Below are 14,711 nucleotides of genomic sequence, written 5' to 3' on the forward strand. Positions count from 1 at the left end.
GCACCCGCACCCCGGTCACGCCGCCCGCGCGGCGCTGCGCGAGACCCGGCGCCCGGCAGGTGCCCGGCCGCGGCACCTGGCGCTGCCGGGCACCGGTGCGCTCGGGGCGGTAAGGGGGCCGGGGCGGGGTGGGCACGGGATACCTCCGCGGGGACTTCGGCGGGCGGCGCGGTCCGCGGGGCGGACCGCCGGCCGGCCGGGCGGCGGACAGGGCAGGACCAGCGGAACGGTAGGCCCATACGATCAGCGGCACCCGCGCGCGGGTGGGCGGCACGCCTCCCGTTCCCCCGTTCGCGGTAACGTGACGCCCGCACCCCGCGCTCCTGACCTCGCGCCCCGCGCGGCCGAGGTCCCGCATCAGGACCCGAAGGACCCCATGTCTGACCACTCGCCCGCAGTCTCCGTGATCATGCCGGTGCTCGACGAGGAACGTCATCTGCGCGACTCCGTCCGGCACATCCTGGAGCAGGATTACGACGGTGAGATGGAGGTGGTGATCGCCCTCGGCCCGTCCAGGGACCGCACCGACGAGATCGCCGCCGAACTCGTGCGGGAGACCGCGGCGGACGGCCGCGGCCGCCGCGTGCAGACCGTCCCCAACCCCTCGGGCCGCACCCCCGCCGGGCTCAACGCGGCCATCAGGGCGTCCAAGAACCCCGTCGTCGTCCGCGTCGACGGCCACGGCATGCTCTCGCCGAACTACATCGCCACCGCCGTGCGGCTGCTTGAGGAGACCGGCGCGCAGAACGTGGGCGGCATCATGCACGCCGAGGGCGAGACGCCCTGGGAGGAGGCCGTCGCCGCCGCCATGACGTCGCGGATCGGCGTGGGCAACGCGGTCTTCCACACCGGCGGCGAGGCGGGCCCTGCGGAGACGGTGTACCTCGGTGTGTTCCGCCGCGAGGCGTTGGAGCAACAGGGCGGCTACAACGAGGAGTTCATCCGCGCCCAGGACTGGGAGCTGAACTTCCGCATCCGCGAGGCGGGCGGCGCCATCTGGTTCTCGCCCGAGCTGCGCGTCCAGTACAGGCCCCGCCCCTCCGTGCGCGCCCTCGCCAAGCAGTACAAGGACTACGGTCGTTGGCGCCACGTCGTCGCCCGCTACCACGCGGGCTCCATCAACCTGCGCTATCTGGCGCCGCCGGTCGCGGTGTGCGCGATCGCCGCGGGCATCGTCGTCGGCGCGGCCGTCACCCCGTGGGCGTTCGTGGTGCCGGGGGCGTACGTCCTCGCCATCGCCGCGGGTTCCGTGCCCGCGGGCAAGGGACTGCCGGCGCGCTCCCGCGTGCGGATCCCCGTCGCCCTCGCCACCATGCACATGGCCTGGGGCTACGGCTTCCTGACGAGCCCGCGCTCCCTCGCCAGGCGCGTCATCGCCAGCCGCAGGCCGGCCGTGCCGAAGGACCCGGCCGCCGTCTGAGGCGCCGGGCCGTGGTGGGGCGGACGCGCCGCCGCCTCACCACCGGTAGGGCTGGTAGACCTCCATGCACGCGCTCTTGTCGTCGCCGTGCACCGCGTCCGCGCTGACCGGGACGGAACCCGCCGCGGGCTTCACGTGCTTCGGGTACGCGCCGCCCTGCCGCCAGTCGGCGCCCACCACCAGCACCACCCCCGACACGTCCGCCGAGCGCCGCACCGCGTCCGACGGGAGGCCGAGCGCCTTCGCCACGCCCCGCGCGTCGCCTTCGAGACCCGCGCTCGGGTACAGCACCGACGTGGTGTCCATCGGCATCTGCTCGCGGTCGGCCGCGGCCCGCGCGTACCCCTGGTCCGCGAGCAGCCCGGCGACCTCGCCCGCGCGGCCGGAGACCGGGGCCTGGTCGCCGCCGGTGCCGTTGCGCACGCTCACGGCCGTCCGCGCGGGCGCGTCGGCCGGCGCGGGCGCGTCCGGCGACGCCGGGGACGGGGGAGCCGAGGGAGACGAGGGAGAAGCGGCCTTGCCGTGCGTGTCGAACGGCACGTCGTCCCGCAGCAGGGACCACAGCTGCTGCGCGTCCGCGGTGTTCACCACGAGGTGGTTGGCCGGGGACCGCGGGTCGGGGACCGTCGGCATGGTCACCATCGTCATGCGGTCCACCGGTACGTTCTTCAGCTGCATGCCCAGGTCGAACAGCTTCTTCACGGAGCCGATCTCCTGGGACACCTCAAGTGCCTTCGTGCCCGCCTCCGCGAGGCCCGTCAGCTTCGACGGGCCGGCGAAGTAGTTCTGCGACTTCAGCGTCCTGAACATCGAGCTGAGGTACAGGTGCTGGGCCTTGCTGCGGCCCAGGTCACTCTCGAAGGCGTGCCGGGTGCGCAGCCACTGGAGCGCCTGTTCGCCCTTGACGTCGGTGGTGCCCGCCCTCAGCTTCAGGCCCGAGCCGCCGGGCGCCGCGGGCGTCGGCCGGTCCCACACGTTCTCCCGTACGCACACCGGCACGCCGCCCACCGCGTCCGCCATCCGCACGACGCCCGCGAAGTCGATGGTCATCCAGTGGTCGATGTAGACGCCGGTCAGCTTCTCCCAGGTGGAGAGGGTGCAGCCGGGGCCGCCGCGGGCCAGGGTCGTGTTGATGATGGCGTTGGTCGGCGGGTACGCGCGGCCGGTCTTCGCGTCCTTGCACGCCGGTATGTCGACGCGGGTGTCGCGGGGGACCGAGACCATCGAGGCGTTCTTCCGGTCGGCCGAGACGTGCAGCAGCATCTGCACGTCGGCGAGCGGCGGGTCGGCGCGCAGGTTCCTCCCGCCGCCGAGCTTCACGTTGGCGTCGCTCGCCCGGCTGTCGGAGCCGATGAGCAGGATGTTCAGCGGGGTCTGCCCGGCCGCGTTGGCCTTGGGCCTTTCCACCCCGGAGTCCGAGCCGGCGCGCGAGTCGCTGCGGAGGTTGCCGTCGAGGTGCCGGTAGTAGAGGTAGCCCGCGCCCGCCGTGCCCAGGATCAGCAGCGAGAGCACCCCGGAGACCCAGCGCAGCGCGCGGAATCTCCGGCGCTTGGTGCGCTTCCCCTGGCCGCCGCCGCGCCTGCCGCCGGGCGGACCGGACGCGGGGCCGCCGCCGTCCTGCTGACCGGGCACGGCCGCCGTGCCTGACGCGGAGGCGTTGCCTGCCCGCTCGTAGAGGCTGTCGTCCCAGCCGAGTTCCCGTGCCCGCGCGGCCCCCGGACCCGCGCGCCGCGTCGTACCGCCCTGACCCATCCGTCCCCCTCGGTTCAGGACCCGTCCGCGTGCCGCCGTACGGGCGTCACTTGGCGCAGACCTGCTTGTCGGCTTCCACCTTCTGCACGTTGGGCGACACCTGCGCGGGACCGGAGAGCGGCACGCCCGCGCCCTTGAAGTCCTTGCCGAGCGTCAGCTTCATCGCCTGGAGCCCGACCGCGTCCTTGGCGCCCTCCTTCAGGGCAGACGCCGAGAGGCCCATCCAGGCGGCGACGGTGCGCGCCTGGTCGGCCTGGTTCGGCGCGTACTCCAGCGTGGTCTTGGCCTCCTCCGCGCCCGCGTCGCCCTTGTTCGTCGTCTTCGGCGCCTGCTTGTCGTTCTGGAACCAGGAGAGCGTCGCCTGCGCGGCCCCGTCGGGCGCCCCGCCGTTGTAGACGTCCACCCGCACGTCGTCGGCGTCCGCCTTCGGGCCCTTGAGCACCTTGTCGTCCGAGGCCGACTTCTTCTTCTTGACCTCGGTGAGCGAGGTGTCGTTCTGGAGGTCGCTGAAGAGGGGGTCGGCCAGCGCGTCGTTCACCACGACCGTCGCGTGCACTATCTCGTCGGGGTTGTCGACCACGGGCAGGGTGGCGAAGGTGATGTTCTTCGGGTCGACCTTCGCGATCTCCTCGCCGAGGCTGCTCAGCTTCTTGATCGACCCGATGCCGGTGTCCACCGTCAGCGCCTTCGTGCCGGCCTCCGCGAGGCTCGCCAGCTTCGTCGGGCTGCTCAGCGTGTCCTTCGACTTCAGCTTGCGCAGCAGCGCGCTGAGGAACTGCTGCTGCACCTGGATGCGGCTGAGGTCGCTGCCGGTGCCGAAGCTGTGCCTCGTCCGTACGAACGCGAGGGCCTGCTCGCCCTCGACGGTGTGCTCGCCCGCCGACAGGTGCAGGTGCGACTTGGGGTCGTCCACCGCGTGCGCGACGCAGATCGGCACGCCGCCGACCGCGGTGGACAGCGTCTTCACCGCGTTGAAGTCGGCCATCATGAAGTGGTCGACCTTGACGCCCGTCAGCTCCTCCACGGTGCGCATGGCGCAGCCCGGGTCGCGGCCGTCCTGGCCGAGGCTGGTGTTGAAGCGGGTGTCGGGCGTGCCGGGGATGACCTTCGTCTGCCCGTCCGACTCCTTGGTCTCGCAGTCCGGGATGTCGGTGATCAGGTCGCGCGGGATCGACAGGGCCGTCGCGTTGGTCCGGTCGGCGGAGACGTGCAGCAGGATGTTGGTGTCGGCGTGCCCGACGCTGCCCGAGTCGCCGTAGCCCTCGTTGCCCTTGCCGGTCCGCCTGTCGGTGCCCATCAGGAGGATGTTGATGGGCTTGCCCGAGTCGAAGCTGCTCTGGCTGCCGGCCCCGCCCACGTCGACGGTGGAGATGTTGCCGTTCAGGTGCTGGTAGTAGGCGTACGCGCCGCCGCTGGTGGCGAGGACCAGGAAGCCCAGCACACCGCTGGTCCACAGCAGTGCCTTCTTCTTCCCTGACTTCTTCGCGCCCTTGCCCTTGCGGCGGCTCGGCGGCGGGGCCGGCTGCGCTCCCCTGCGCCGGCTGCGCTGGCCCGGCACGTCGGGTCCTGCGGGCGGCCCGCCGGCCTGCGCTCCCCCGCGGCCCGCGCGGCCCGCTGGGGGCTCGGCTGCGGTGGCGCGCCCGCCCTGCCTGCGCGCGGCGCGCCCGGCGTCGGCCGGCTGGTGCGAGCGGGGGGACACGTCACGGCCCGAGGGCGCTTCAGCGGTGCGGGGGGAGGGCGGCTGCGGTGCGGGGTTGTCCAGTCGCAGCTCGTAGTTGCCTGTCTCCGGGTTGAGGACCCACTGGTCGGCGGGGTCGATGTCGCCCTGCCCACTGTTCTGTGCATCCACGGTTGCCTGAATCCTCCGTCGGTGCCACGTGAAGCGCCTCCCCCTCGGGCGCCAGGCCTTCGATCCGGCGGCGCGCGGCGGCGGCCGAAAGCGCCGGATCGCGACACACTATCCGCCCCGTTCGCCGTCGAGCGACGGCGGTGCCGGACCCCTGTGTTCTTACAAGCGGGCAATCCACCCAATCGTCATGCGCCCCGGTGCCCTCCGCCGTCACGGTTCGCACACAGGGTTCACGCACACAGGCCGACACTCGCATTGGTTCCTGTGAACGTCGGGGCCGGTGACGCCGAGGGCGATCCGCCCGTCCCCGCGTCCGGGACGGCCGGGGCCGACCCGCGCGCGGGACCGTCCGTCGAATTGCCGGAGTCTTTACCGGTCGCCCCGGGGGACGGGCTTTTCGCGCCGGGGTCCGTGGGCGAACCGGAGGTCCGCACCGTGACGGGGGCGTCGTCCCGCAGCTGCGCGAACAGGGTGTCGGCGGCCGGCTGCACCAGCTCGTCCCTGTTCGGGTCGGGTGTGTACGGGCGCTGCGGCACTGTGAGGAACTGCACCTTGTCGGTGGGCACGTTCCGCGTGGAGTGGGCCAGGTTGTAGAGATCTCGCAAACTGCTCAGACCCGGGTCCGTGGTGATCGCCTTGGTGGCCGCGTCGAGCACCGGATAGAGCCGGGTCGGGTTGAGCAGCACCCCGTCGCTCTGCAACTTCGTGAACAGCGCGCCGAGGAACCCCTGCTGGCGCTGGATGCGCTGGGTGTCGCTGCCGTCGCCGATGCCGTGCCGCGCCCGGACGAAGCCGAGGGCCTGCTCGCCCTTCACGGTCGACCTGCCCGCGGGCAGGTCGAGGTGGGCGTCGGTGTCGTGGACCGGTTCCGCGAGGCACACCTGCACTCCGCCCACCGCGTCCACCATGTCCTTGAAGCCGCTGAAGTCGATGACCATCTCGTGGTCGATCCGCACCCCGGTCAGCTGTTCCACGGTGCGGGTCGTGCAGGCCGTGCCGCCGAACTCGAAGGCCCAGTTGAACTGGGCGAACTGCGCCTTCGTGGTGGTACCGCCCGGCTTGCCGCAACTCGGTATGTGCACCATCAGGTCGCGCGGTATCGACACCGCGGTGGCGCTCTGCCGGTCGGCGGCGAGGTGCAGCAGGATCGTGGTGTCCGAGCGCGCCGTCCCGCCCTCGTCGTGCCCGTACTTCGCGTTGTCCTTGCCCGACCGGCTGTCGGAGCCGATGAGCAGGATGTTCAGCGCGTCGAGCGCGACCGGCGCGGGCCGCTCCTTGGCATACGTCTGGAGCTGCGCCGCCGCCTCGGTGTCGGTGGTGATGTTGCCGTCGAGCTTCTCGTAGAACCACCAGCCGGTGCCCGCGGTCGCCAGCACGGCCACACCGACGCCCACCGCGACCCACCGCAGCCACGGCCGCCGCCTGCGCGGCCGCGGGGCGCCCTCGGGCTCCCCGGTGTGATTCCCGCCACGCCCCGCCCGCCCGGCGGCAGTTGGGGCGTCCGTGGCCACGGCGGCGGCGTCTTCCGCGGCGGTGTCGGTGCCGATGTCGTCGCCGGGCGCGTCGGCGGCGGGGACGGCGCTGCCCCGGCCGGTGGCAGAACCGCCACCGGCCGCGGGTATGGCATCGATGTCAGAGCCCTCGTCCGGGCCGTCGCCCGCGCCGCGGGACACGGCCCCGCGCTCGCCGGTCCCCTCGTCGCCCGCTGCGCCGCGTACGGCGTCTGAGGCCCTCTCGGTCACGTCTGCGTCCGTCCTTCGGTGCTTCGGTGCTTCGGTGCTTCGGTGGCGTGAGGCGCCCCCGGTCCTCGGTCGTGCCCGCGTCGTCGCGCTGTCCGCCCGGAGGGCGGGGCGACCCGGCGGCCTCTCCCTACGGGTAGACGGCCGATAGCCGCGGTTGGTTGTGTCCTCGTATGCGCCGGTCTCCATGCCGATCGCCTCCCGTGCGGCCGTCTGCCGGCCGTCCGCGGTGGCCGCGTGATCTGCCTGCCCGCCCACGCCCGCCCCATGCCGTACTGCCGCGGCGTGCCACGCCCCGCGAGGGCGGCGGCTCACTCGGCCCGGTGGGTGACCCGCTCGCTCGCCGTGCGCTGCGCGAGGTCCTCGGCGGACAGCTTGTCCAGGTTCCGGCAGAGCACCACGGAACCGCCCGCAGCGAGCGGCGCGTACAGGCCGGCGGACAGGCCCTCCCAGGTGTCGTACCCCAGCCCCGACAGCAGTCGCGCCCCGGGGCCGAGCCCGCGCCGCTCCGCGTCGGCCACCGCGCGCCCGACGAGCGCGCCCGCCGTCAGCTCCGTACCGCCGTCCCCGTCGGCGACGCGCAGCGCGATCCCCGCCGGGTCCACCGGCGCGTAGGGGACGAACCGGTCGCCGTGCGAAGGGACTTCGACGGCGTAGTCGGCGAAGCCCGCGGGCGGCTCGGGGAACCGGCCGCCGAGCGGGCGCAGCGCGAGCGCCACCCGCTCACCGCCGCAGGCGCGCGCCGCGTCCAGGGTGTCGGGGCCGCTGACCACGACGTCCGCGTCCGCGGGGTCGCCCCCGATCTCGGCGGTCACGCCCACGGACGCGCAGGCGAGCAGCCACACCGCGGTCTGCCAGTGCGCGGGCAGCAGCAGCGCGAGCCGGTCGCCCGGGCCCGCCGACAGGTCGTCCTGGAGGAGGTTGGCGGTCTTGGCGACCCAGTTGGCGAAGGTCGCGACGGACAGCTCGACCCGCTCCCCGGTGGCGTCGTCGTAGAAGGTGACCAGGGGCCTCGCCGGGTCCGCGGCGAGCGCGGAGCGCAGCAGGTCGGCCGGAGTGTGTTCGCTGGCGTTCACGCCGGACAGCGTACTTCGCGGCGTCCGAAACGCCTGATGAGGTGATCCGGTGATCGCGGCGACGGGTACCGGTGTACGAATGGAACGCCCCAAGACGACGGCAACACATGGCAAACACGGCCATGGCCGACCCCCATGGCCGGAGACGACCCCGGCAGGAAGCGGAGACGACAGGTGACTGAGGCGATCCTCCTCGTCGGAGGCAAGGGCACCCGGCTGCGGCCGCTCACCGTGCACACGCCGAAACCGATGGTCCCCGCGGCGGGAGTGCCGTTCCTCACCCACCAGTTGGCCCGCGCGCGGGCCGCGGGAGTCGACCACGTGGTGCTCGCGACCTCCTACCTGGCCGAGGTCTTCGAGCCCTACTTCGGCGACGGCGCCGCCCTCGGCCTGCGCCTGGAGTACGTCACCGAGGCCGACCCGCTCGGCACCGGCGGCGCGATCCGCAACGTCGCCGACCGGCTGCACTCGGCGCCCGACGACCCGGTGCTCATCTTCAACGGCGACATCCTCACGGGCCTCGACATCCCCGCCCTCGTGGACACCCACAGGGACACGGGCGCCGACGTCTCCCTGCACCTCACGCGCGTGCCCGACCCGCGCGCCTTCGGCCTGGTGCCGACCGACGGGACGGGCAGGGTGACGGCGTTCCTCGAGAAGCCGCAGACGCCGGAGGAGATCGTCACCGACCAGATCAACGCGGGCGCCTACGTCTTCCGCAGGTCGGTCATCGACACGATCCCGGCAGGGCGGCCGGTCTCCGTGGAACGCGAGACGTTCCCCGGCCTGCTCGCGGACGGCGCGCACCTCCAGGGCATGGTGGACTCCACGTACTGGCTCGACCTCGGTACCCCGCAGGCGTTCGTGCGCGGCTCGGCCGACCTGGTGCTCGGCCGGGCGCCGTCGCCCGCCGTGCCCGGCAGGTGCGGCGAGCGGCTCGTGCTGCCCGCGGCCGAGGTGGCGCCGGACGCCAAGCTGACCGGGGGCACGGTGATCGGCGCGGGCGCCGTCGTCGGCGACGGCGCCCGCATCGCCGGTTCCACGGTCCTCGACCGCGCCGTCGTCGAGCCGGGCGCCGTCGTCACCGACTCGATGATCGGCGAGGGCGCGCGGATCGGCGCCCGCACGGTGGTCGAGGGCGTCGTGATCGGCGACGGCGCGCACGTCGGCGCGGACAACGAACTGCGCGAAGGCGTGCGGGTCTGGTGTGGCGCCACGCTGCCGCCGGCCGCGATCCGCTTCTCCTCGGACGAGTAGCGCCCCGAGCGGGGGGCGGCACCCGCGTACGGGCCGCCCCCCGTCCACCCCGTACGCTCGGTACGGCCGCGCGCGGCTGCCCGCCCGCGGCCTCCGCCCGGGCGCGCCCAGCCCGCCCGCCCCGAACACCCCGTACAGCCCGACGCTTCCGACTTCCCCGAGGACCGATGGCCGGCCGCTTCGCCCCACGCCCCAGGTCGGCCGTGCACGTGCGCGCCGCCGCCGAGCCGGGCATCCGCGCGTGCTGGACGCCGCCCGAGGGCCCCTACGACCTCGGCCTCGTGCTCGGCCCGCTGCGCCGCGGCCCCGCCGACCCGACGTTCCGCCAGACCCCGGACGGCGTCGTGTGGCGGGCCGGCAGGACCCCTCAGGGCCCCGCGACGCTCCGGCTCGCGCAGCGCGCGGACGGCACGGTCGAGGCGGAGGCGTGGGGTCCCGGCGCCGGCTGGATGCTGGCGCGCCTGCCGCACCTGCTGGGGGAGCACGACGACCCGGCGGCCTTCGTGCCGCGCCATCGCGCGGTGCTCGCGGCGGGCCGCGGCAGGCCGGGGCTGCGGCTGTGCGCCACCGGCCTGGTGCTGGAGTCGCTGATCCCCTCGATCCTTGAGCAGAAGGTCACGACCGTGGGCGCCTACCGGTCGTGGCGCGCGCTCGTGCGGAAGTACGGCGAGCCCGCGCCGGGGCCCGTCGAGGGCCTGCACGTGATGCCCGAGCCCCGCACCTGGGCGCGCATCCCGTCCTGGGAGTGGCACAGGGCGAACGTCGAGGAGAAGCGCTCGTCCACCGTGCTGCGCGCCGTGCGGGTCGCGCCGCGTCTCGAAGAGGCTGCGGCGATGGAGCCCGAGGCCGCGGCGGCCCGCCTGCGCCTGATCACGGGCATCGGCCCGTGGACGGCGGCCGAGGTCGTCCAGCGCACCCATGGCGCCCCCGACGCGGTCACGGTCGGCGACCTCCACCTGCCGGGCATCGTCGGCCATGTCCTCGCGGGCGAACGCGACGCCGACGACGCCCGCATGCTGGAGCTCCTCACGCCCTACGCGGGCCAGCGCCACCGGGCCGTCCGCCTGATCCTCCTCAGCGGCCGCCTCCCGGCGCGCCGCGCCCCGCGCATGGCGGTCGGCGAGATCGCGTCCCGGTAGACCGTGTCCGTACTGTCCGTACTGTCCGTACTGTCCGTACCGTCCGTACCGTCCGTACCGTCGCGTCCTGCGCGCGGCGCCGGGCCCGCGCGTCCCCGCACCCCGCCCTGCGGGTGCTCCCACCGGGCTGCGGCCGGGCGGGACCCCGGCACCGGAGGCCACGGGCCCCGCCCCCCTCGGGAGGGCGACGCGACGTCGCGCCCGGTGGGGCGGGGGCCCGCACGGCGGGGCCGCGGGTTCAGCGGACCGTGACGAAGTCCTCCACCGGCCGGTCGGGCCGCGGCGGCGCCTGGCGCGCGGGACGGCCCACCGCGACCGCGCCCATGGGGTCCCAGTGCGCGGGCAGCGACAGCGTCTCGCGCACCACGTCGCGGCAGAACATCGTCGACGACACCCATGCCGAGCCCAACTGCTCGCCCGCGAGCGCCACCAGGAAGTTCTGCACGCCGGCGCCCGCGGCCACCACGAACATCTCGCGCTCCGCCGCGTCCCGCCGCGGGTCGCCGTACGCGTGCGCGCCGTCCGCCACCAGGCACGGCACCACCAGGTACGGCGCCCGGCGCAGCACCTCGCCCCTGCGTACCCGCTTGGCGACCGACTCCTTTGACCTGCCGTCCCGCCGCAGGTCCGCGATCCACGCGTCCCGCATCGCGTCGAGCAGCCGCGTCCGCGACGCGGCGGACTCCAGCAGCACGAACCGCCACGGCGCCGTGTGGTGCGGCGCGGGCGCCGTCAGCGCCGCGGCGACCGCCCGCCTGACCGCGCCAGGGTCGACCGGCTCGTCGGTGAACTCCCGTACGGTGCGCCGCAGCGCGACCGCCTCGCGCACCGCCTCCGACGTGCCGAGTCTGAACATGTCGTCGGCCGCGGTGCGCACCAGCTCACGCGCGCCGCTCTCCGGCACGTCCCGCTCCGGGGCGACCAGGTGGGCGAGGCCGCTGACGACCGCGACCGGCATTCCCGAGGCCTTGCCCTTGACCAGGTCGCCCGCCGCCGCCAGTTCGTCGGCGAGCGCCACCACCGTCGCGGACATCGGATTGCCGTGCGCGTCCCGCTCGCCGCGCAGGTCCTTGAGGACCCGCACCCCGGCCGCGCCGATCGCCACGTCCGTCAGGCCGTTGCGCCACGGCCGCCCGAAGGTGTCCGTGACGATCACGCCCACGTCCACCCCGAGGTCGGCGCGCAGCCGTTCGCGGATCGCGCGCGCCGACGCGTCGGGGTCCTCGGGCAGCAGCAGCACCGTGCCCGCGGGTGTGTTGGACGCGTCGACCCCGGCGGCCGCCATCACCAGGCCCTGGCGGTTCTCCACGATCCGCAGCGTCCCGCGCCGCGCCACCACCCGGACGGTCTCCGCGTCGATCGCCGCCTCGCGGTCGTCGGCCTCGACGACCCGGCCCTCCGCCTTGGAGACGATCTTCGAGGTGACCAGGAGGATGTCGCCGTCGGCGAGCGCGGGCGCCGCCGCGGCGGCGATCAGCTTCGCCAGGTCGTCGCCCGGCCGCACCTCGGGGAAGTCGGCGCCGAGGCCCCGTACCGCGTAGGCCGCGGGGCCCGCGCCGCTCACGCCCTGACCTCCTCGGCCAGCGCGAGCGCCTCGTGGGCCATCGCGGCGGCGGCGCCGGTGTCCGTCATCATCAGCGGCACGGCGCGCGCCCTGATGCCCGCGGACTCGATCTCCTGGACCGCTGCCGCGTCCACCGTGTCGACCAGCCAGCCGTCGAGCAGCCCGGAGCCGTAGTGCCCCGCGACCGCGGCCGCGGTCGACTCGACGCCGATCGCGGCGAGCACCTTGTCGGCCATGCCGCGCACCGGCGCGTCCCCGACGATGGGGGAGAGCCCGACGACCGGCACCCCGGCGTCCGCGATGGCCTCGCGGATCCCGGGCACCGCGAGGATCGTGCCGATGCTGACCACCGGGTTGGACGGCGGGAAGAGGACCACGTCGGCCGCGGCGATCGCCTCGAGCACACCCGGCGCGGGCTTGGCCTGTTCCGCGCCCACCGGCACGACGGCCTGCGCGTCAACGGCGGCGCGCATCCGCACCCAGTACTCCTGGAAGTGCACGGCCTTGCGCTCCCCGTCGACGTCGACGGCCACATGCGTCTCCACGCGGTCGTCCGACATCGGCAGCAGCCGCACGCCGGGCTGCCACCTGGCGCACAGCGCCTCGGTGACCGCGCTCAGCGGATATCCGGCGGCGAGCATCTGCGTGCGGACGATGTGGGTGGCGAAGTCGCGGTCCCCGAGTCCGAACCACTCGGGGCCCACCCCGTACGCCGCGAGCTCACCCTTGACCGCGAACGTCTCGTCCGTGCGCCCCCAGCCCTGTTCCTCGTTGATGCCACCGCCGAGGGTGTACATCACGGTGTCGAGGTCCGGGCAGATCTTCAGCCCGAACAGATGGATGTCGTCTCCGGTGTTGCCGATCACCGTGACGTCCGCGTCGGGCGCGGCCTGCTTCAGGCCACGCAGGAAACGGGCGCCGCCGATGCCGCCGGCCAGAACCACAATGCGCATGCGCCAAGTGTGTCAGCCGGGCAGGACGGGCGAGCCGGGACCCGGAACCCCGGCCCGTACGGGTGCCGCCACCGGCGTCGCCGACTCCGCGGGCGCACCCTGTGCCGCGGCCGGGGCCGCGGGCGCGGCCATCGGCATCTCGGTGAGGCCCGGGTAGTACACGTGCAGGCTCACGGCGGGCTCGAGCGAGGCGTTGACGACCTCGTGCGCGAAGCCCGGCGGGTAGACGCGCTGCGCGCCGGCGGCGAGCGGGCGCCCGCCGTGCCGCGTACGCTCCGTCAGCTCGCCCGCGAGGACGGTGAGCACGCCCGCTGACCTGCCGTGGCCGTGCGGTCCGCTGCCCTGCCCCGGCACCCAGGACAGCAGCCAGACCTCGTAGCCGGGCCCGGTGCGCAGCCGGTGGTACCAGCGGGTGGTCGCGTCGTACCTGACGAGGGGTTCCCATCCGGCCCGGTCGGCGGCGAGCGAGCGGGCGAGACCGGCGAACTCCGCCACCGTCTCGGGGTGCTCACGCGGGGGCTGGAGCAGGTGCTCGACCTCGAAGAGATCTCCGGCGATCTGGAGGTCGCTGTCGCTGTTCATCGGGTGCGCGGTCCCTCGGTAAGGAAACAGACAGAACGTGTGCAGAAAATCGTCAGAAAGAGAAAGCAAGGGCGGCGTTCGAATCCCCGCGCGAGCCCCGAATCACCGCGGGGCGGTTACGGGCGCGGGCCGGTCGGGCCGCGTCGGAACGGAGCAGAACGCAGGAAAACCAGTCGGCGGCGTGCGGCATCCGGTTCGCGGGCGCGGTGGCCGCCGTTCGGTGATACGGAAGGCGTCCGGCAGTACGCCGGGCGCCCGCCGCCGGTCCTTCAGCGGCCTGCGAAGCCGCCGTGCCTGCGGGAAAGGCGACAACAACAGTCGACCTGGGCAGCGCTGCGGTGTCCACGGAGGTGGGTCGCGGGATGCGCGGAGGTCGCTGGCATGCCCCAAAGGTGGCGAATCGGCTCCCCGGATGTCAACTCGATGACCGGTTTGGCCCCATTGGTTCACCTCATCCGGTCGCTCGTGCCGGGCCGAGGTTTGCATGTGGCCAGGTCGGGACACATGGCGCAGCAGTCATGCGGGTAAACGCCGGGACGCGTCCGTGATCACGTTGTGATCTCGATCGCTTTGTCGGTCGGATTTCAACCAAACCGGCGTCAGTCGCGTGTCTGTGGAGAGAAGCAGTCGCTGCCGGGGTGTGCGGTACGGGCCAGTGGCATGTGTCAGATTTTTGGTGATTTGAACACTTTCCGCATAGCCTTGGTTCCGCAGAGTGAATACCAGGTCCAATAGCAGATCTGAGCTTGACGGCCCTGGAGCTACACACTTGTAATTTCACCCGTGTCGTTCGACCGGAAAAGGCCGTCGGCCAGACCACGGGGACGCTAAGACAGACGAGGGGCGCACATGACCGAGCTGTTCCAGCAACTGCTGGTCGAGGACGCGGACGCGGAAGAGGAACTCGGCTGGCAGGAGCGCGCGTTGTGCGCCCAGACCGACCCCGAGTCCTTCTTCCCCGAGAAGGGCGGATCGACGCGCGAGGCCAAGAAGGTCTGCCTCGCCTGCGAAGTCCGCTCCGAATGCCTTGAGTACGCCCTCGCCAACGACGAACGCTTCGGCATCTGGGGTGGATTGTCCGAGCGGGAGCGCCGCCGCCTGAAGAAGGCCGCGATCTGAACCGCCGCGGCGCGCCGGAGCGCAGGCACCCGCCGTCAGGCCCGTACCCCCGGGCCGGCGCCCCTCGCCGTCACCGGCCGTTGCCCCAGAACAGGCCCACGACCCACGGTCCGCCCCCGCCGCCCAGCGCGCGGGAGGCGGACCTTCGTCATGTACGGGGCCTGGCCAGCGGACCGCACGCCCCCGCGGCCGACGCCGTGGAGCCCGCTCCCCCTTACCGCACCGGTCCCCGGCAGGCGGTCTCATCCGGCGCTCGGCGCA

General features: G+C 73.8%; 11 protein-coding genes. 4 read left to right on the forward strand and 7 right to left on the reverse strand.

Annotation, left to right across the window (positions count from 1 at the left end):
• The first annotated feature begins 376 nt into the window (after window positions 1-376).
• A complete protein-coding gene (locus ABEA77_RS28695; protein WP_345653799.1) occupies window positions 377-1,420 on the forward strand; it encodes a glycosyltransferase family 2 protein in 1,044 nt (347 codons plus the stop codon).
• A 36-nt stretch (window positions 1,421-1,456) separates the two neighbouring features.
• Here the strand turns inward: ABEA77_RS28695 and ABEA77_RS28700 are convergent, their stop codons facing one another.
• From ABEA77_RS28700 to ABEA77_RS28715, 4 genes are all read right to left on the reverse strand, one after another.
• Window positions 1,457-3,172: an LCP family protein gene (locus tag ABEA77_RS28700; protein WP_345653802.1), complete on the reverse strand. Its 1,716-nt coding sequence runs from the start codon at window positions 3,170-3,172 to the stop codon at window positions 1,457-1,459.
• A gap of 46 nt (window positions 3,173-3,218) precedes the next feature.
• Window positions 3,219-5,021: an LCP family protein gene (locus tag ABEA77_RS28705; RefSeq protein WP_345653805.1), complete on the reverse strand. Its 1,803-nt coding sequence runs from the start codon at window positions 5,019-5,021 to the stop codon at window positions 3,219-3,221.
• 230 nt (window positions 5,022-5,251) lie between these two features.
• The gene (locus ABEA77_RS28710; protein WP_345653808.1) at window positions 5,252-6,763 is read right to left on the reverse strand and encodes an LCP family protein; all 1,512 of its coding nucleotides are present in this window, start codon (window positions 6,761-6,763) and stop codon (window positions 5,252-5,254) included.
• Window positions 6,764-7,071: 308 nt separating this feature from the next.
• Window positions 7,072-7,836 (reverse strand): TIGR03089 family protein, encoded by a 765-nt coding sequence (locus ABEA77_RS28715; RefSeq protein WP_345653811.1) that lies wholly within the window; start codon window positions 7,834-7,836, stop codon window positions 7,072-7,074.
• A gap of 135 nt (window positions 7,837-7,971) precedes the next feature.
• On the opposite strand from ABEA77_RS28715, the gene manB reads away from it, so the two are divergent.
• Window positions 7,972-9,093 (forward strand): mannose-1-phosphate guanylyltransferase, encoded by a 1,122-nt coding sequence (manB, locus tag ABEA77_RS28720; RefSeq protein ID WP_345653813.1) that lies wholly within the window; start codon window positions 7,972-7,974, stop codon window positions 9,091-9,093.
• Between the two features lie 167 nt (window positions 9,094-9,260).
• Window positions 9,261-10,232 carry a DNA-3-methyladenine glycosylase family protein gene (locus tag ABEA77_RS28725; protein ID WP_345653816.1) on the forward strand — a complete coding sequence of 324 codons (972 nt, stop codon included), beginning with the start codon at window positions 9,261-9,263 and terminating at the stop codon, window positions 10,230-10,232.
• A gap of 238 nt (window positions 10,233-10,470) precedes the next feature.
• On the opposite strand, the gene ABEA77_RS28730 is transcribed toward ABEA77_RS28725, so the two are convergent.
• The 3 genes from ABEA77_RS28730 to ABEA77_RS28740 are packed head-to-tail and all read right to left on the reverse strand — an operon-like array spanning window position 10,471 to window position 13,331.
• Window positions 10,471-11,796: a coenzyme F420-0:L-glutamate ligase gene (locus tag ABEA77_RS28730; RefSeq protein WP_345653819.1), complete on the reverse strand. Its 1,326-nt coding sequence runs from the start codon at window positions 11,794-11,796 to the stop codon at window positions 10,471-10,473.
• A complete protein-coding gene (gene cofD / locus ABEA77_RS28735) occupies window positions 11,793-12,749 on the reverse strand; it encodes a 2-phospho-L-lactate transferase (protein WP_345653821.1) in 957 nt (318 codons plus the stop codon). Before cofD ends, ABEA77_RS28730 begins: the two co-directional genes overlap by 4 nt.
• A 12-nt stretch (window positions 12,750-12,761) precedes the next feature.
• Window positions 12,762-13,331, reverse strand: coding sequence for a cysteine dioxygenase (locus ABEA77_RS28740; protein ID WP_345653824.1), 570 nt, complete (start codon window positions 13,329-13,331; stop codon window positions 12,762-12,764).
• Between the two features lie 849 nt (window positions 13,332-14,180).
• Here ABEA77_RS28740 and ABEA77_RS28745 point away from each other — a divergent pair.
• Window positions 14,181-14,450, forward strand: a complete 270-nt coding sequence (locus ABEA77_RS28745) for a WhiB family transcriptional regulator (RefSeq protein WP_345653827.1) — start codon at window positions 14,181-14,183, stop codon at window positions 14,448-14,450.
• Window positions 14,451-14,711 lie beyond the last annotated feature (261 nt).

Source organism: Streptomyces tremellae (assembly GCF_039540215.1).
Taxonomy (GTDB): Bacteria; Actinomycetota; Actinomycetes; order Streptomycetales; family Streptomycetaceae; genus Streptomyces; species Streptomyces tremellae.